This window comes from Stutzerimonas nosocomialis (assembly GCF_005876855.1).
GTDB classification, from domain to species: Bacteria; Pseudomonadota; Gammaproteobacteria; order Pseudomonadales; family Pseudomonadaceae; genus Stutzerimonas; species Stutzerimonas nosocomialis.
Map to the genome: position 1 here is coordinate 13,662 of NZ_QLAE01000044.1, position 15,928 is coordinate 29,589.

A 15,928-nucleotide genomic window follows, 5' to 3' on the forward strand; every position below is an offset into this window, starting at 1 on the left:
TCAGTTACAACGCCAGGCCGCAGGTACGTCTCCAGACGTGCTTGCCGGCCGATCGGCGCGCGATACGCAAGGCCTCCGACCAAAAACAAGATTAACGAGGAAGTGGAATCGTATGAAAACAACAACGAAGCTGATCAGTGCGCTGGCGTTCTCCCTGCTCGCCAGCAGCGTGATGGCGGCCGTTTCGCAGGAAGAGGCGGCCAAGCTCGGTAGCACGCTGACCCCGCTGGGTGCCGAAAGAGCCGGCAACGCCGCGGGCACCATTCCCGAGTGGACCGGCGGCCTGCCGACCGACGCCGCGCCGCTCAAGCCCTCCGGCCATATCGGCAATCCGTTTGCCAACGAACAGCCCCAGTTCGTGATCACCGCGCAGAACGTCGACCAGTACAAGGACAAGCTGTCCGCCGGCCAGCTGGCCATGTTCAAGCGCTATCCCGATACCTACAAGATGCGAGTCTTCCCGACGCACCGTACGGCGGCCGCGCCCGATGCGATCTACGAGGCGGCGAAGAGGAGCGCGCTGAACACCGAACTGATCGAAGGCGGCAACGGCCTGCAGAACTTCACCGACAGCCGCTACTACGCCTTCCCGATTCCGAAGGATGGCCTCGAGGCCATCTGGAACCACCTGACCGCCTACCGGGGCGGCAACGTGCGCCGCAACATCGTCCAGGCCACTCCGCAGACCAACGGCAGCTATACCCTGGTCTCCTTCGAGGACGAGGTGGCCTTCCCCAGCGAGATGACCGATCTCGATCCCGAGCGGGCCAAGAATGCGCTGCTGTTCTTCAAGCAGCGGGTAACCGCGCCGTCGCGCCTGGCCGGTAACGTGCTGCTGGTTCACGACTCGATCGACCAGGTCAAGGAGCCACGCCAGGCCTGGATCTACAACGCCGGCCAGCGTCGCGTGCGCCGTGCGCCGCAGGTCGCCTACGACGGTCCGGGTACCGCCGCCGACGGGATGCGTACCACCGACAACTTCAACATGTTCAGCGGCGCGCCGGATCGCTACGACTGGAAGCTGGTCGGCAAGCGCGAGCTGTACATCCCTTACAACAGCTATGAGATCGCTTCCAGCGACCTCAAGTACAGCGACATCATCAAGGCTGGCCACGTCAATCAGGACCTGGCGCGCTACGAGCTGCACCGCGTGTGGGAAGTCGAGGCCACCCTCAAGCAGGGTGAGCGCAACATCTATGGAAAGCGCCGCTTCTTCATCGACGAGGACACCTGGAACATCGCCCATTCCGAACTGTACGACGGTCGTGGCCAGCTCTGGCGGGTCGGCGAGGCCCACATGATCCAGTACTACAACCTGAAGGTGCCGACCTACGCCTTCGAGGCGCTGTACGACATCATCTCCGGTCGTTACATCGCGATCGGCATGTCGAACGAGGAAAAACCGCACCAGTACGGCTACAAGGCTTCGGCGCGCGATTTCACGCCGGCGGCGCTGCGCAACGCTGGGGTACGTTGATCGAGAGGTATTCGATTGCTGGATAAGGCGGCCATTTGGCCGCCTTTTTTGTGTTGAATAGGAGGATAGATGATACTTGTTGGCCATTAGGGGCCATCGAACAACAACGCAAGCGATGGTCCGGCGGTGTAAGGCAGGCGAGCGAAGAGGTGGCCAGAAGGGAGGCTGCCTGCTTGCACATCCCCTACGCCCGCTACGCTTTTCAAGGGACTGTCTCGAGCAGAGAGAAAGGTAGCCATGTCCGTACGCCTCAGTCTTGGTGCCATCGATACCTCCACGCCCATGCCGCTGCAGGGTGCGGGCGTGCCTCGGCTGCCGCCTCTGCACCTGCCTCGCCCCCGTCTGACCTCCTCCTTGCTGACGGCCGACTGCCGTCTGCGTCTGATCTGTGCGCCGGCAGGCTTCGGCAAGAGCGTGCTGATGAGCGAATGCGCGCGTCAGGCCCCCACGGACATGCAGGTCATCTGGCTGGACCTGGGCGGCCGGTCCTTTACTCCCGATGACCTCTACGCACGCCTGAGCCTCGCGCTCGGGTACGCCGGCGAGCGTCAGGGGCACGTGCAGGATGACCTGCTCGCGCTGCTCGGGCGATTCCACCGTCCCCTGTGGATCATGCTCGACGACTACCCACGGCAACTCAGCCCCGAGCTCGACCAGTGCCTCGACGTGCTCATCGAGCAAGGCCCGCGTTCGCTCTCGTGGTGGGTCAGCAGTCGGCGCCAACCGGCCTGGAAGCTGCCGCGTCTGCTGTTGCAGGGCGACCTCCTCGAGGTGGAGGCCGAGGCGCTGGCGCTGACCGCCGACGAGCTCCGGCGTTTGCTCGAGGCGCAGGGGCAACGGCTGGCGAGCGATACCTTCGACGAGTTGATGCGCGCCACCGAAGGCTGGCTGGCGGGCGTGTGCCTGCTGTTGCTGAACGCCGACGAGCAGGCCGTGCGCGAGCGCCTCGGGGCGGGCACGCCGCTGTTGCGTGATTACGTCCATCGCGAAGTGCTCGAAGGGCAGGGGGACGACGTGCGCCGGGCGCTTTTCGCGCTGGCCCGCATGCCGCGCTTCTCGGCGGAGCTGTGCGACCACGTGCTCGAAGGCGGAGGCAGCGACCTGCTGCAAGTGCTCAAGACCTTCCAACTGTTCATCCATCAGGTCGACAGCTGCGGTCAGTGGTATCGGCTGTGGCGTCCGCTGGCGCTGATCCTTCAGCGTCTGCCCGAGGCGGTGCTGCCGACCCAGGTGCACCTGCGCGCCTGCCAGTGGTTCGCCAGTCGCGGCGAGATGCGCGAGGCCGTCGAGCATGCCCTGTGGGCGGGCCAGCCGGAAGTGGCGGCCAATTACCTGCAGCGCTTCGGCCAGGAACAGTTGCTGATCGGGGAGAACGTCTCGCACTTTCTCAAATGGCGCAGCGAGCTGCCCCATGCGCTGTTCGCCAGCACCACGCGGCTGATCGTCCTCCACGGCTGGGCGCTGGTCATCTGTGCGCGGCTGGACGAAGCCGAGGAATGTCTGGCGGACCTGGCGAAGTTCTTTCCGCAACCCGATGCGCGACGGCAGACCCAGTTGCTGGCCCAGTGGCAAGCGCTGCGCGGGTTCGTTGCCCGCCTGAGGGGCGAGCCGGGCGCGCGCGAGCATTGTCTGCAAGCCCTCGACGTGCTGGCCGACAACGCCTGGGCCCAGCGCGTGCTGTGCTTCCAGGCCTTGACGCAGCAGTCGATGGCCGAGGGGCGGTTCGATCTGGCGCAGCATTACAACAGCGAAGGCATGAAGCTGGCCCGGCTCAAGGGCAGCGTGCTGTATGAAGTCATGCTGAGTACCGACCGCATCCAGCTGCTGGAAATGACCGGAGAGCTGGACCGCGCCGTCGGTGTGCTGGATGAAGCCTTGCTGGCTCTGCGCGACACCGTGCGCCACAGCCCGATTCTCGGGCGGCTACAGTTGTTGCAGGGGCACCTGCTGTCCTTTCAGGGGCTCGACGAAGGCGCGCGGGTCGCCTATCAGAAGGGCCGGGTGGAAACCGAAACCTGCGGCGATTCCTACGCCTTCTACGGCTATCTGGGCCTGGCCGAACTGGCCGCGCGCAACCAGGACTTCACCGCGGCGTACCATTGGCTACGCGAGGCCGAACGCCTGATGCAGTGGCGGCACGTGCCCGAAGCGCGGTTTCGTGGGCTGCTGCTGTTGCTGACAGGGGTCGCCTGGCTGCATCAGGGCGAGCTGAAGAAGGCGCGCGGCGCGTTGGCGCAGGTGGAGGAGCTGTATCGGGACGGCGACTACCTGCCCCCCTCGGGATTCTACGAGCTGAGGCCCCGCCTGCAGCGCTATCTGGCGGTGATCGATCTGCTCGAGGGGCGGGCAGGGGCGGCCATCGTGCGCCTGCGCGAGCTGATCGAGCAGTTGTCGCAGGCCCAGCAGCTGGGCCTGGTCTGCGAATGCCGCTTCGCGCTGGCCGAGGCCTGTGCGGCAGCCGGGCGGCCGGCCGAAGCGGAGGTGGAACTGGGTAGGGCGCTGGCCGAAGCGGCCCGGCAGAGGCTGGTCAAGCCGCTCTACGAATTTCAGCTTCGCCAGCCGCAATGGCTTGCGCGCGTCTTGCCGGCAAGCCGCGGCGAAAGCCTGCGCGAGCGTTTGCTGCAATACGAGCGGGAGGTCGAGGACGCTGTCGTCCCGGCTGACGAGGCCGTGCTCAGCAACCGGGAGCTGACCGTGCTCAAGCTGATCGCCCAAGGCTGCTCGAACCTGGAGATCGCCGAGCAGCTGTTCATCTCCCTGCATACCGTCAAGACCCATGCCCGGCGGATCAACACCAAGCTGGGCGTCGCCCGGCGCACTCAGGCCGTCGCCAAAGCCAAGGCGCTTGCGCTGCTCTGAGCCACGGCGGTTCGCTAATGAAGGGCGAGCGTCCGCTGGAGCGAGCGCAGGCGCTGCGTCAGTACGATGCGCTGCATCGGGTCTTCGCTGAGCAGCAGGGCCCGCTCGAGATCGAAGCGCTCGCCGTGGGGGCAGTCCAGCAGCTGATAGAGATCGGCGCGCGCCAGGTGGTCGTTGAGTGTCGGCGAGCCGAGTTCGATCACCCTTTCGGCATCGCGCAGCGCCGCCAGCGGCTCCGCGACCTGCTGATGCAGTTGGCGAAGATTGCGCGACAGGCGCTGCACCAGATAGCGCGCATCGCTTGGGTGCAGGTGATGCGCCTGCAAGGTCAGGCGCCCCTTGAAGTAGCGATCGAGCAGCGTCTGGCAATCTCGCGGATAGAGACGTCGCCCCGTGCAGGGATCGAGCAGATGGTCGCCGCCCGGCACCTTGAGCAGCACATGCCCCGGGAAGTTGACGGCTGTCAGAGGGATACCCAGGCGCCGTGCCAGCTCCAGGGCAATGATCGCGATCGACAAGGGCTGGCCCCGGCGTCGCCGCAGCACCCGGTCGACCCGCGCCGCTTCGGGTCGCAACGGGCGTTCGTCTTCCTGGTGAAAGCCCAGGCCGCAGAGCTGGCGCAGCAGCGGCTGGGCAAGTTCGCGCGGCGGGAGCACGGGAAGCGCCGCATCGAGCTGCAGGCAAAGCTGGGACAGGAGGTGCCGCGTGGCGTCGATGTCCAGCGTGGACTCGTGTTCGACGGCAACCCAGAGCGCGGCACCGAACAGGTCCGGCGGGTTTTGTTCCAGGCATTTCAGGCAGGCGTGGCGAGGGTTCATGAATGCTCCCCACATGGAGATGTCATCAGCAAAGCTCGCCTAGGCGGTTTCGTCCAGCGTCCGGCCTTCCTTTGCGCGGACGCGGCGAAACCCGTACGCGTCTCGGGAACGGTACAGGGGGAAAAGGGTTCTTGTTCTTATCGTAACGAATGGATCACGCGAGGCAGCCTGCAGGCATCAGGCTATTGGATCAGGCCGTGGCGGACGCCGGCATCCGAAGGCCACTGGAGGCCGCGACCATGGACGACGAATCGCCGCGCTCGATCGCCAGGCTCATGCTCAGGCTGGTGATCAGGCGCTGCAGCTTTTCCTGATCCTGCCACTGTTCGGCCGTCATGAAGCGTTTCACTGCAACGCCATTGTCGTCCGACAGCGTCAGCAGAATGCTGCCGTCGGGCTTCTCGATACTGAAGTTGACTCGGTACTTGGGCTGGAACACGTCACTGATCAGTTTGAAAGGACTGTTCATGCTGATTTACCTGTAATGGGTGGCTGCCAGCAGTGGACCCAAATACCGAGTAACAGTTTCCTGGTGGCCCAGGCTTTTCATCCGACCGGCAAAGCCTTGCCGCAGGTCAGTTGGCGCTGTCGTCCGCAGGCAGTTCCGCGAGCGCCTCGGGACTGCTCTTGAACGCCTTGGCGAAGAGTTCGCGATGCTTGGCCATGTAGATGCCGACCTCTTCGGTCTGCTGCTCGGTCAGGGATGGCACCGCCTTGTGCAACACCGTGGCGAGGGCCTCGGCCAGTTCCAGCATCTTGTCGTAACGGTCGGCTTCGGCTTTATCCATGAATAAACGCTCCAGATCCCGGCTGCTGCGGTACACCACTTCGACGGCCATTTGCCACCTCCGCTCCATTGGTCAAGTGATTCGCTACATGCGATAACTGTTTATTTATACAGTAACTGGCTTGAGAAGGCGAGCGCTCCGTTTACAATCGCCCGTTCAGCCCGAAGCGCTTCTTCAGCAGTGCGTCGGTCAGGGTCGCGGGCACCCAGCGCGCCAGCAGCGGCAGAGCGCGGCTGCCGTTGCCGATGCGCAGCAGGCGGGGCCGCCTGGGTCGGGACACTGCGGCGATCACCGCATCGGCCAGCTCGCTCGCGGGTGTCGGGTTGTCCTGGGAGGCCCGCGCCCGGGCGTGGATGCTCTGCCTGAGCGGCCACCAGGGTGAGGCCTCGCTCACCAGTCGATCGACCTCTTCGCTGGCATGCTCGCCGAAACGCGACGCGATGGCCCCGGGCTGGACTTCCATGACGTCGATGCCGAACGGCGACAGCTCGAGGCGCAAGGCTTCGTTGATCGCATGTATCGCCGCCTTCGAGGCGCAGTAGGCGCCGGCATAGGGGGTGACGAGCACACCGGAGACGCTGCCGATGTTGATCACCAGGCCGCTCGATGCGCGCAGCAGGCCGAAGCAGGCACGGGTCAGCTCGACGGGCGCGAAGGCGTTGGTTTCGAACTGCCTGCGCAGCGCCTCGGCACCGCCATCGAGCAGCGGACCCATGGCGCCATAGCCGGCATTGTTGATCAGCACGTCGAGACGGCCTTCCTGCGTGGTCAGCGCCGCCGCCAGCGAGGCGATCATGTCGGCGTCGTTCACGTCGAGCTGCCAGGAAACGAACCCCGCCGCATCGAGTGCCGCCAGATCGGACGCCTTGCGGGCGGTGGCCCATACACGGTACCCCGCCGTCCGGAAGGCTTCGGCGAGCGCCAAGCCGATACCGCTGGAGCATCCGGTGATGAGTGCGACGGGTGTCGGCATGGCAGCCTCCTGCTTATATAAGGAAGGCCGCAGCATAGCGATTGCGGGGCTTGGCTGTCTTGCCGTGGGTATCAGTCGGCGAATTTGCCCTGCAGGCGTTCGGCGCGATACTCCAGGGAGCTGGCGCGGTATCCCGGACGCAGGGGCGGGGTCGGCAGGCAGGTCTGCCAGCTCTGGCCGGGCTGCAGATCGCCCGGCCCCTGGTAGCGCGGCGCCTCGAAGGCCGAGGTCACCAGATCCAGTTGGCTGCCCGGCGTGAACGCGGCGATGTCCCAGCGCAGGCTCTGCAGGGGTTTGTCGCTGAGGTTACGCAGCTCGACCTGCAGCGGGCGGTCGGGCGGGCAGTGGGTCGGTGAATGGCTCAGCCGCATTTCCAGGCGTGCCAGCAGCTGGCTCTCGCGATGCTCCTGCCAGAGCACCCAGGCGGCGACCAGGCCGAGCCCGACCAGGGCACCGAGCGAAATCGGCAAAGCCCTTAGGGGATAGCGGATGAGCAGTACGAACCAGGCCACGACGAGCAGGGCGCCGATCAGCATCTATGAGCCTCCTAGCGAATGAGCGGGTACGTCGGCAGAGCGAATGGCCACATCCTAACGTGCCCTGCGCATGGGGTAACGAGCTGACGGGACACAGGTGTCTCTAGGCGTTTCAGCGCTCGGGTGCCTGTGTGTGGCTGGCCAGTCGTTCGAGCGCGGCGCGCAATCGCGGGTCGGAGATTCCTTCGGCAGTTGCCTTGATGTTCTCCGATGCGCAGGCCGAAATAGTGGTTATGCGACCAGCTGCACGCCTTTGGGCGTCGGGCGGTTGCACCTTGAAATGTATTTTCGTTAAGGTCCGGAACTCTTCGAATGCCTGCAGTTGGCGCAATAGCCGACGTTGTTGATAGCGCAGCCGGGTAGCCCAGTGACCATCGGTAACGATCAGCAGCAGGGCGTCCTGCTGCCAGGTCGCCACGCGGCAGTGTTCCCGCGCGGCAGGTTGCAGCTGGCTTTCCAGCAACTGTTGCAGTCTGGCGAGCCGTTGAGCTTCGCCGAACAGGGCCCGAAGTGGCTTCGCTTCACGCAGCAGCGCGGCGGAAGCACGGGCCGGCAAGGGACGAAAGGACATGGCGCAAGCCTGGGAATGAACAGCCGGCATGGTAGCAGATCATCGCGACCGGCCTGCGTCTTCACTTGAGGGACGACGATACATGCACATCATCATGCTGAGCCGCCGTAACGGCGCGACGCGATCGCTTCACCTCGACCTGCGCCTGCTCTGCGGTGCGCTGGCCGGCGTGCTGCTGTCGGTCGCGGCCGGCGGCGCCGCGCTGGGGTCCTGGATGACCCCCACCGTCCAGGCACCGGAACCGCACGGCGCGGCGCAGTTGCTCAGCGAGCAGCTGGCCCGCATTGACAGCACCCGTGAGGATGCGCAGCGCCAGCTCGACGCCTTCAGCGTGCACGTCGCCGATCTCCAGGCGCGCCTGACACGCCTCGACGCGCTGGGCGAGCGCCTTACCGAGCTGGCCGACCTGGACGCGAGCGAGTTCGACTTCTCCCTCGATGTCGGGCGGGGCGGGCTGGAAGAGCCGCTGGATGGCGTCGACTATCGTCCGCCGTCCTTCATGGAGGCGCTCGATGAACTGGCCGTGCGCCTCGACAGCCGTGAACAACAGCTCGAAGTGCTGGAGCAGCTGCTGGCCGACCGGCGCGTCAGCGAGGCGGAGAGCCTGTCCGGGCGCCCCGTCAAGCTGGGTTATGTCTCATCTCCCTTCGGCCGGCGCAGCGATCCGCTGACAGGACGCCTGAGTTCCCATAACGGCATGGATTTCGCCGCCAAGGCGGGCAGTGAAGTGCTTTCCGTGGCGGCCGGCGTGGTGACGCGCTCCGAGCGCAGCGGCGCCTACGGCAATCTGGTGGAAGTCAGCCACGCCGATGGCTACACCACGCTCTACGCGCACAACAAGCGTAATCTGGTGCAGGTGGGCGATCTGGTGCAGCGCGGCCAGGCCATAGCGCTGGTCGGCAGCACGGGGCGTTCCACCGGGGCGCACGTGCACTTCGAAGTCCGCAAGGACGGCCGCCTGGTCAATCCGGCCAGCTACATCGCCCGTGCTGGCACGGCGCAATAAGGTCGCTTTCCTCAAAACGGTTTCCGAGTAGAATGCCCCCTTCGCACGAAACCGTGGCGGCCCGCGGTCGTGCCCTCCATCCCCAGAGTGGAAGTTTTTGCCGATATGTTTGCGCCTTTGTTGAAGAAACTCTTTGGAAGCAAGAACGAGCGTGAAGTCAAACGCATGCTCAAGGCGGTCCAGGCCGTCAATGCGCTCGAAGAGCAGATGATCTCGCTGTCCGACGAACAGCTCAGAGGCAAGACCGAAGAGTTCAAGGCACGCCTCGGCAAAGGCGAAACCCTCGATCAGATCCTCGCCGAAGCCTTCGCCGTATGCCGCGAGGCGGGCAAGCGGGTGATGGGGATGCGCCATTTCGATGTGCAGCTGATCGGCGGCATGACCCTGCACGAAGGCCGCATCGCGGAAATGCGCACCGGTGAGGGCAAGACCCTCGTCGCGACGCTGGCGGTGTACCTCAACGCGCTCGAGGGCAAGGGCGTCCATGTCGTGACCGTCAACGACTACCTCGCTCGCCGCGATGCCAACTGGATGCGCCCGCTGTACGAATTCCTCGGCCTCTCGGTCGGCATCGTCACGCCGTTCCAACCGCCGGAAGAAAAGCGCGCCGCGTACGCCTCGGACATCACCTACGGCACGAACAACGAGTTCGGCTTCGACTACCTGCGCGACAACATGGCCTTCAGCCTGGAAGACAAGTTCCAGCGCGAGCTCAATTTCGCGGTGATCGACGAGGTCGACTCGATCCTCATCGACGAGGCCCGCACGCCGCTGATCATCTCCGGACAGGCCGAAGACAGCTCCAAGCTCTACCAGCAGATCAACCTGCTGATTCCGCGTCTGACCCAGCACGTCGAGGAAGAAGAGGGTGTGGTGACCCAGGAAGGTCATTTCACCATCGACGAGAAGACCCGTCAGATCGAACTCAACGAGCAGGGCCATCAGTACATCGAAGAGCTGCTCACCCAGGCCGGCCTGCTGGCCGAAGGGGAGAGCCTGTACTCGGCTCACAACCTGGGCCTGCTGACCCACGTGTACGCGGCGCTGCGCGCCCACAAGCTGTTCCATCGCAACGTCGAATACATCGTGCAGAACAATCAGGTGCTGCTGATCGACGAGCACACCGGTCGCACCATGCCTGGCCGGCGCCTGTCCGAAGGTCTGCACCAGGCCATCGAGGCCAAGGAAGGACTGCCCATCCAGGCCGAAAGCCAGACCCTGGCCTCCACCACCTTCCAGAACTACTTCCGCCTCTACAAGAAGCTGTCGGGCATGACCGGTACGGCCGACACCGAGGCGTTCGAGTTCCACCAGATCTACAACCTGCCGGTGATGGTGATCCCCACCAACAAGCCGCTGGCGCGCAAGGACTACAACGACCTGGTGTACCTGACCCAGGAAGAGAAGTTTGCTGCGATCATCAAGGACATCCAGGAGTGCCAGGCCCAGGGCCGTCCGGTGCTCGTCGGTACCGCCTCGATCGAGAGTTCCGAGTACGTCTCGCAACTGCTGCAGCAGCAGGGCATCGAGCACAAGGTGCTCAACGCCAAGCATCACGACAAGGAAGCCGAGATCATCGCCCAGGCCGGTCGCCCGGGCGCGGTGACCATCGCCACCAACATGGCTGGTCGCGGTACCGACATCCTGCTCGGCGGCAACTGGGAAGTGGAAGTCGCCGCGCTGGAAAACCCGAGCGAAGAGGAGGTCGCGCAGATCAAGGCCGACTGGCAGAAGCGTCACCAGCAGGTGCTCGAAGCCGGTGGCCTGCACGTCATCGCTTCCGAGCGTCATGAGTCGCGGCGTATCGACAACCAGTTGCGCGGTCGCGCCGGTCGCCAGGGCGATGCCGGCTCCAGCCGCTTCTACCTGTCGCTCGAAGACAGCCTGATGCGCATCTTCGCCTCCGACCGGGTGAAGAACTTCATGAAGGCGCTGGGCATGGAGTCCGGCGAGGCGATCGAGCATCGCATGGTCACCAACGCCATCGAAAAGGCCCAGCGCAAGGTCGAAGGCCGCAACTTCGACATGCGCAAGCAACTGCTCGAGTACGACGACGTGGCCAACGAGCAGCGCAAGGTGATCTATCACATGCGCAACAGCCTGCTGGCCGCGGGCGATATCGGCGCGACCATCGCCGAATTCCGCGAAGACGCGCTGACCGCCGCGATCAACGAGCACATCCCGCCTCAGTCGCTGCCCGAGCAGTGGGACATTTCCGGCCTGGAAGCCACCCTCTACAGCGATTTCAGCCTGCAACTGCCCATCCAGCAGTGGCTGGACGAAGACGAGAAGCTGTACGAGGAGACCCTGCGCGAGCGCATCATGCAGGCGCTGCTCGCGGCCTATCAGGAAAAGGAAGAGGCCGCTGGCAGCGAAGCGCTGCGGACCTTCGAGAAGCAGATCGTACTGCGCGTGCTCGACGACCTCTGGAAAGACCACCTGTCGACCATGGATCACCTGCGCCACGGCATCCACCTGCGCGGCTATGCGCAGAAGAACCCGAAGCAGGAATACAAGCGCGAGTCGTTCGCCCTGTTCCAGGAACTGCTCGAGTCTATCAAGCGCGATGCCATCCGCGTGCTTTCCCATGTCCAGGTGCGCCGCGAGGACCCGGTCGAGGAAGAGGCGCGCCTGCGCCGCGAAGCCGAGGCATTGGCCCAGCGCATGCAGTTCCAGCATGCCGAGGTGTCGGCGCTGGACCAGCCCGAGAACGAGCCGGAGGTGGAGGGCGATGTCGCCATCGTGCCGTCGCCGGTACGCACCGAGCCCAAGATCGGCCGCAATGAGCCGTGCCCTTGCGGCTCCGGCAAGAAGTACAAGCACTGCCACGGCCAGGTGAACTGATCCGCTCAGCCCACCTGTGACCCGCGCCGCGACCGGCTCTGCTGCTCGCGGCGTTTTTGAATCCATCCGCGCCGAACGGGTCTGATCCGATACCTTTCGGCTTCATTTTTTCAGGAGCGCTCCCATGCCCGTCGGTCTCGGTCCTCTTCCCACGCTGCACCCGGTTCCCGGTTTCGAACTCGGTATCGCTTCGGCGGGAATCAAGCGGCCTGGCCGCAAGGACGTGGTGCTGATGCGCTGCGCCGAAGGCTCCACCGTCGCCGGGGTGTTCACCACCAACGCTTTCTGCGCCGCGCCCGTGGTGCTGGCCAAGAAGCGCGTCACCGGCAGCGTGCGCTACCTGCTGACCAACACCGGCAACGCCAACGCCGGCACCGGCGAGCCCGGCATGGCGGCCGCGATCCGCACCTGTGCCCGCCTGGCCGAACTGGCGTCGGTCGAAGAGGGCGCGATCCTGCCGTTCTCGACCGGCGTCATCGGCGAACCGCTGCCGGTGGAAAAGATCGAGGCCGCGCTGCCGGCGGCACTCGCCGACCTGTCGCCCGACAACTGGGCTGCGGCTGCCAGTGGCATCATGACCACCGACACGCTGCCCAAGGGGGCCAGCCGCCAGTTCGAGCACGACGGCGTGACGGTTACCGTGACCGGCATTTCCAAGGGTGCGGGCATGATCCGCCCGAACATGGCCACCATGCTCGGCTACATCGCGACCGACGCCAAGGTCGCCCAGGGTGTCCTGCAGGATCTGCTGCGCGATGCGGCGAACAAGTCGTTCAACCGCATCACCATCGACGGCGACACCTCGACCAACGACTGCTGCATGCTGATCGCCACCGGCCAGGCGCAGCTGCCGGAAATCGCCCAGACCTCCGGCCCCCTGTTCGCCGCGCTCAAGCAGGCGGTGCTGGAGGTGTCCATGGAGCTCGCCCAGGCGATCGTCCGGGACGGCGAAGGCGCGACCAAGTTCGTCACGGTCAAGGTCAACGGTGGTGCGACCCACCAGGAGTGCCTGGACGTCGCCTACGCGGTTGCCCATTCGCCGCTGATCAAGACCGCGCTGTTCGCCTCCGACCCCAACTGGGGCCGCATCCTGGCGGCAGTCGGCCGCGCCGGCGTGGCGCAGCTGGACGTCAGCAAGATCGACGTCTACCTCGGCGACGTCTGCATCGCCAGCAAGGGCGGGCGCTCGGCCAGCTACACCGAGGAACAGGGCGCGGCGGTGATGGCCGAGAGCGAGATCGGTATCCGCATCGAGCTCGGCCGCGGCACCTGCAGCGAGACGATCTGGACCACCGACCTGTCCCACGAATACGTCAAGATCAACGCCGAATATCGCACCTGATCGCTTGGCCGCCTTGCCATTCCCGTTGTTCATGGCCTCATGAACAACGGGAATTTGCTGTTCGGGGCGCGGCCCTCTAACGTCCGTTGACCTTTCGACCTTCATGCGAGGAGCCTCGGCATGGCCCTGAAACTGGTGATCGGCGACAAGAACCATTCCTCCTGGTCGCTGCGCGCCGCCCTGGCGCTGGAACTGACCGGCGATCCCTACGAAGAAGTCATGGTACCGCTGCACCAGGCGGACAGCCGCGCTCGCCTGCTGGCTCATTCACCCACCGGCAAGGTGCCGGTGCTGGTGACCGAGCAAGGCCCTGTGTGGGACACGCTGGCCATCGTCGAATACCTGGCCGAGCGCTTTCCCGAGGCGCATCTGTGGCCGCGCGGCGAGTACCCCCGAGCCCTGGCGCGCAGCATCTGCGCCGAAATGCACAGCGGCTTCGGCGCATTGCGCAGCCACTTGCCGATGGACCTGTCGCGCGACCAGGCCCTGGCCGAGGTTCCGGCCGATGTCGAGGCCGACATCGCGCGGGTTTGCGCCATCTGGGCCGATTGCCGCGAACGCTTCGGCGAGGACGGCCGCTACCTGTTTGGCCATGCCAGCATCGCCGATGCCTTCTATGCCCCGGTGGCCGCCCGGCTGCGCAGTTACCGGGTATCGCTGCCATCGCCTGCGGCGGCCTATGTCGAGACGGTCTATCAGTGGCCGGCCTTCCAGCGCTGGTATCAGGCAGCCCTGCGCGAGGTGCGCGGATGAAGCGTGTCCATGTCGCGGCCGCGGTGATCCGGGGTGCCGAGGGGCGCGTTCTCATCGCCAGGCGGCCCGAGACGGCGCACCAGGGTGGGTTGTGGGAGTTTCCCGGCGGCAAGGTCGAGCACGCAGAGACCGTGCGCGACGCGCTGGTTCGGGAGCTTCGCGAAGAACTGGCCATCGAGGTCGCGGCCGCGCGCAGGCTGATCCAGATCCGCCACGACTATCCGGACAAGCATGTGTTGCTGGATGTCTGGGAAGTCACCCGCTTCGACGGGGAGCCGCAAGGCGCCGAGGGCCAGCCCCTGGCCTGGGTGGCCGCGGACGCGCTGCCGCAGTACGCCTTCCCGGCGGCCAACCAGGCGATCATCACGGCGGCGCGGTTGCCCGATCGCTACCTCGTCACCCCCGATGATTGCGCTGCCGGCGCCTTGGTGGCCGGCATTTCGCGGGCGCTGGAGCTGGGCATCGCCCTGATCCAGTTGCGGGCTCCGGCGCTGCCGACCGACGAATACCGGGGGTTGGCCCGCGAGGCGCTGGCGCTCTGTCATGGTCGCGCGAAGCTGCTGCTCAAGGGGCCGCTGCATTGGCTCGGTGACTTCCCTGGAGCCGGCTGGCACCTCACGTCGGGGCAGCTGAAGAGCCTGGCCGACGGTGCCGGGCGCTTTCGTCCTGATGGCTGGCTGGCGGCGTCCTGCCACGATGCCGAGGAGCTGGCGCTGGCGCAGGATCTGGCGGTGGATTTCGTCACACTGTCACCCACGCTGCGTACGCTGAGCCATCCCGAGGCCGAGGTGCTCGGCTGGGAAAAGGCGGCGCAGCTGCTCGAAACCTTCAACCGTCCCGCCTATCTCCAGGGTGGGCTCGGGCAGGGCGACATTGCCAGAGCGCGGGAGGCGGGTGCTCAAGGCATCGCGGCGATCCGCGGGCTCTGGCCGAGCTGAACCTATGCGAGGGTTTTCGGTCGACTCACAGCTGTGTCACTCTTTGCGCTGCCGGATTGCTGGATAGAGGAAAGCAATCAACCCTATTCCAGCAATCAATCAGCCATGGGCCACTGGCTGGGTTAAGGTTACCGCCACTTACTGTTCTCAACCCTGAAGGAGTCTTTACTGATGTCCGTGATCAACACTCAAATCAAGCCGTTCAAAGCCCAAGCGTTCAAGAACGGCAAGTTCATCGAAGTGACCGAAGCCGACCTGAAGGGCAAGTGGGCCGTATTCTTCTTCTACCCGGCTGACTTCACCTTCGTTTGCCCGACCGAACTGGGCGACGTTGCCGACCACTACGAAGAGTTCCAGAAGCTGGGCGTAGAGATCTACTCGGTTTCCACCGACACCCACTTCACCCACAAGGCCTGGCACGACAGCTCCGAAACCATCGGCAAGATCCAGTACACCATGCTCGGCGACCCGACCATGCAGATCAGCCGCAACTTCGAAGTCCTGCGTGAAGACCAGGGCCTGGCCAACCGCGGTACCTTCATCGTCGACGCCGACGGCATCATCCAGGCTGTCGAAATCACTGCCGAAGGCATCGGCCGTGACGCGTCCGACCTGCTGCGCAAGGTGAAAGCCGCCCAGTACGTCGCCTCCCACCCGGGCGAAGTCTGCCCGGCCAAGTGGAAGGAAGGCGAAGCCACTCTGGCTCCGTCCCTGGACCTGGTTGGCAAGATCTAAGCAACCGAAAGGTTGTTCGCTTCGGAGGCCGCCTGGCGGCCTCTCTAGCCCGAACGCCCGGGCGGTCTCCGTTCCGGGCGTTTTCATGACCAGATTTTAATGTCCCCAGAGGTAACGCCAGTCATGTTGGACGCCAATCTTAAAACTCAGTTGAAGGCCTACCTGGAAAAGGTCAGCCTGCCGTTCGAGATCGTCGCCTCCCTCGATGACGGCGCCAAGTCCCGTGAGCTGCACGGGCTGCTGGAAGACATCGTCGGTCTGACCGACAAGATCACCCTGAAGACCGAC

14 protein-coding genes and 1 pseudogene are annotated in these 15,928 nt (G+C 65.0%); 9 read left to right on the forward strand and 6 right to left on the reverse strand.

Annotated features, from left to right (window positions below; genetic code table 11):
* Positions 1-112: 112 nt before the first annotated feature.
* Positions 113-1,477 carry a DUF1329 domain-containing protein gene (locus DN824_RS19940; protein WP_138410106.1) on the forward strand — a complete coding sequence of 455 codons (1,365 nt, stop codon included), beginning with the start codon at positions 113-115 and terminating at the stop codon, positions 1,475-1,477.
* Between the two features lie 237 nt (positions 1,478-1,714).
* Positions 1,715-4,336 (forward strand): LuxR C-terminal-related transcriptional regulator, encoded by a 2,622-nt coding sequence (locus tag DN824_RS19945; protein ID WP_138410107.1) that lies wholly within the window; start codon positions 1,715-1,717, stop codon positions 4,334-4,336.
* 14 nt (positions 4,337-4,350) lie between these two features.
* Here DN824_RS19945 and DN824_RS19950 read toward each other — a convergent pair whose 3' ends face one another.
* The 6 genes from DN824_RS19950 to DN824_RS19975 all read right to left on the reverse strand — a co-directional run bounded on the left by DN824_RS19950 (position 4,351) and on the right by DN824_RS19975 (position 8,022).
* Positions 4,351-5,154, reverse strand: coding sequence for a transglutaminase family protein (locus tag DN824_RS19950; protein ID WP_138410108.1), 804 nt, complete (start codon positions 5,152-5,154; stop codon positions 4,351-4,353).
* 190 nt (positions 5,155-5,344) lie between these two features.
* On the reverse strand, positions 5,345-5,623 hold the full coding sequence (locus tag DN824_RS19955) for a DUF3509 domain-containing protein (RefSeq protein ID WP_138410109.1): 279 nt from the start codon (positions 5,621-5,623) through the stop codon (positions 5,345-5,347).
* Positions 5,624-5,729: 106 nt separating this feature from the next.
* Positions 5,730-5,993, reverse strand: coding sequence for a YebG family protein (locus DN824_RS19960; protein WP_138410110.1), 264 nt, complete (start codon positions 5,991-5,993; stop codon positions 5,730-5,732).
* A 91-nt stretch (positions 5,994-6,084) separates the two neighbouring features.
* The gene (locus DN824_RS19965; RefSeq protein WP_138410111.1) at positions 6,085-6,915 is read right to left on the reverse strand and encodes an SDR family oxidoreductase; all 831 of its coding nucleotides are present in this window, start codon (positions 6,913-6,915) and stop codon (positions 6,085-6,087) included.
* A 71-nt stretch (positions 6,916-6,986) separates the two neighbouring features.
* Complete coding sequence (locus DN824_RS19970) at positions 6,987-7,451, reverse strand: multidrug transporter (RefSeq protein ID WP_138410112.1); 465 nt, start codon at positions 7,449-7,451, stop codon at positions 6,987-6,989.
* A gap of 112 nt (positions 7,452-7,563) precedes the next feature.
* Positions 7,564-8,022, reverse strand: a complete 459-nt coding sequence (locus DN824_RS19975; RefSeq protein WP_138410113.1) for a DciA family protein — start codon at positions 8,020-8,022, stop codon at positions 7,564-7,566.
* Positions 8,023-8,104: 82 nt separating this feature from the next.
* On the opposite strand from DN824_RS19975, the gene DN824_RS19980 reads away from it, so the two are divergent.
* The 7 genes and pseudogenes from DN824_RS19980 to DN824_RS20010 all read left to right on the forward strand — a co-directional run.
* Positions 8,105-9,028 carry a M23 family metallopeptidase gene (locus tag DN824_RS19980; protein WP_138410114.1) on the forward strand — a complete coding sequence of 308 codons (924 nt, stop codon included), beginning with the start codon at positions 8,105-8,107 and terminating at the stop codon, positions 9,026-9,028.
* A 105-nt stretch (positions 9,029-9,133) separates the two neighbouring features.
* A complete protein-coding gene (gene secA, locus DN824_RS19985) occupies positions 9,134-11,872 on the forward strand; it encodes a preprotein translocase subunit SecA (protein ID WP_138410115.1) in 2,739 nt (912 codons plus the stop codon).
* Between the two features lie 124 nt (positions 11,873-11,996).
* Positions 11,997-13,214 (forward strand): bifunctional glutamate N-acetyltransferase/amino-acid acetyltransferase ArgJ, encoded by a 1,218-nt coding sequence (argJ, locus tag DN824_RS19990; RefSeq protein WP_138410116.1) that lies wholly within the window; start codon positions 11,997-11,999, stop codon positions 13,212-13,214.
* Between the two features lie 120 nt (positions 13,215-13,334).
* Entirely contained in the window at positions 13,335-13,967 is a 633-nt protein-coding gene (locus DN824_RS19995; RefSeq protein ID WP_138410117.1) for a glutathione S-transferase family protein, read from the forward strand.
* Positions 13,964-14,905, forward strand: a complete 942-nt coding sequence (locus DN824_RS20000) for a Nudix family hydrolase (protein ID WP_138410118.1) — start codon at positions 13,964-13,966, stop codon at positions 14,903-14,905. The genes DN824_RS19995 and DN824_RS20000 overlap by 4 nt, the downstream gene beginning before the upstream one ends.
* A 171-nt stretch (positions 14,906-15,076) precedes the next feature.
* Positions 15,077-15,640: an alkyl hydroperoxide reductase subunit C gene (gene ahpC, locus DN824_RS20005; protein ID WP_138410119.1), complete on the forward strand. Its 564-nt coding sequence runs from the start codon at positions 15,077-15,079 to the stop codon at positions 15,638-15,640.
* Positions 15,641-15,763: 123 nt separating this feature from the next.
* A pseudogene (locus DN824_RS20010) lies at positions 15,764-15,928 on the forward strand (alkyl hydroperoxide reductase subunit F); the annotation flags it as partial.

Excerpts from the sequence above, each read along its gene's own strand:
- DN824_RS19940 (WP_138410106.1), top strand. The coding sequence starts at position 113 with ATGAAAACAACAACGAAGCTGATCAGTGCGCTGGCGTTCTCCCTGCTC.
- DN824_RS19945 (WP_138410107.1), top strand. The coding sequence starts at position 1,715 with ATGTCCGTACGCCTCAGTCTTGGTGCCATCGATACCTCCACGCCCATG.
- DN824_RS19950 (WP_138410108.1), bottom strand. The coding sequence starts at position 5,154 with ATGAACCCTCGCCACGCCTGCCTGAAATGCCTGGAACAAAACCCGCCG.
- DN824_RS19955 (WP_138410109.1), bottom strand. The coding sequence starts at position 5,623 with ATGAACAGTCCTTTCAAACTGATCAGTGACGTGTTCCAGCCCAAGTAC.
- DN824_RS19960 (WP_138410110.1), bottom strand. The coding sequence starts at position 5,993 with ATGGCCGTCGAAGTGGTGTACCGCAGCAGCCGGGATCTGGAGCGTTTA.
- DN824_RS19965 (WP_138410111.1), bottom strand. The coding sequence starts at position 6,915 with ATGCCGACACCCGTCGCACTCATCACCGGATGCTCCAGCGGTATCGGC.
- DN824_RS19970 (WP_138410112.1), bottom strand. The coding sequence starts at position 7,451 with ATGCTGATCGGCGCCCTGCTCGTCGTGGCCTGGTTCGTACTGCTCATC.
- DN824_RS19975 (WP_138410113.1), bottom strand. The coding sequence starts at position 8,022 with ATGTCCTTTCGTCCCTTGCCGGCCCGTGCTTCCGCCGCGCTGCTGCGT.
- DN824_RS19980 (WP_138410114.1), top strand. The coding sequence starts at position 8,105 with ATGCACATCATCATGCTGAGCCGCCGTAACGGCGCGACGCGATCGCTT.
- secA (WP_138410115.1), top strand. The coding sequence starts at position 9,134 with ATGTTTGCGCCTTTGTTGAAGAAACTCTTTGGAAGCAAGAACGAGCGT.
- argJ (WP_138410116.1), top strand. The coding sequence starts at position 11,997 with ATGCCCGTCGGTCTCGGTCCTCTTCCCACGCTGCACCCGGTTCCCGGT.
- DN824_RS19995 (WP_138410117.1), top strand. The coding sequence starts at position 13,335 with ATGGCCCTGAAACTGGTGATCGGCGACAAGAACCATTCCTCCTGGTCG.
- DN824_RS20000 (WP_138410118.1), top strand. The coding sequence starts at position 13,964 with ATGAAGCGTGTCCATGTCGCGGCCGCGGTGATCCGGGGTGCCGAGGGG.
- ahpC (WP_138410119.1), top strand. The coding sequence starts at position 15,077 with ATGTCCGTGATCAACACTCAAATCAAGCCGTTCAAAGCCCAAGCGTTC.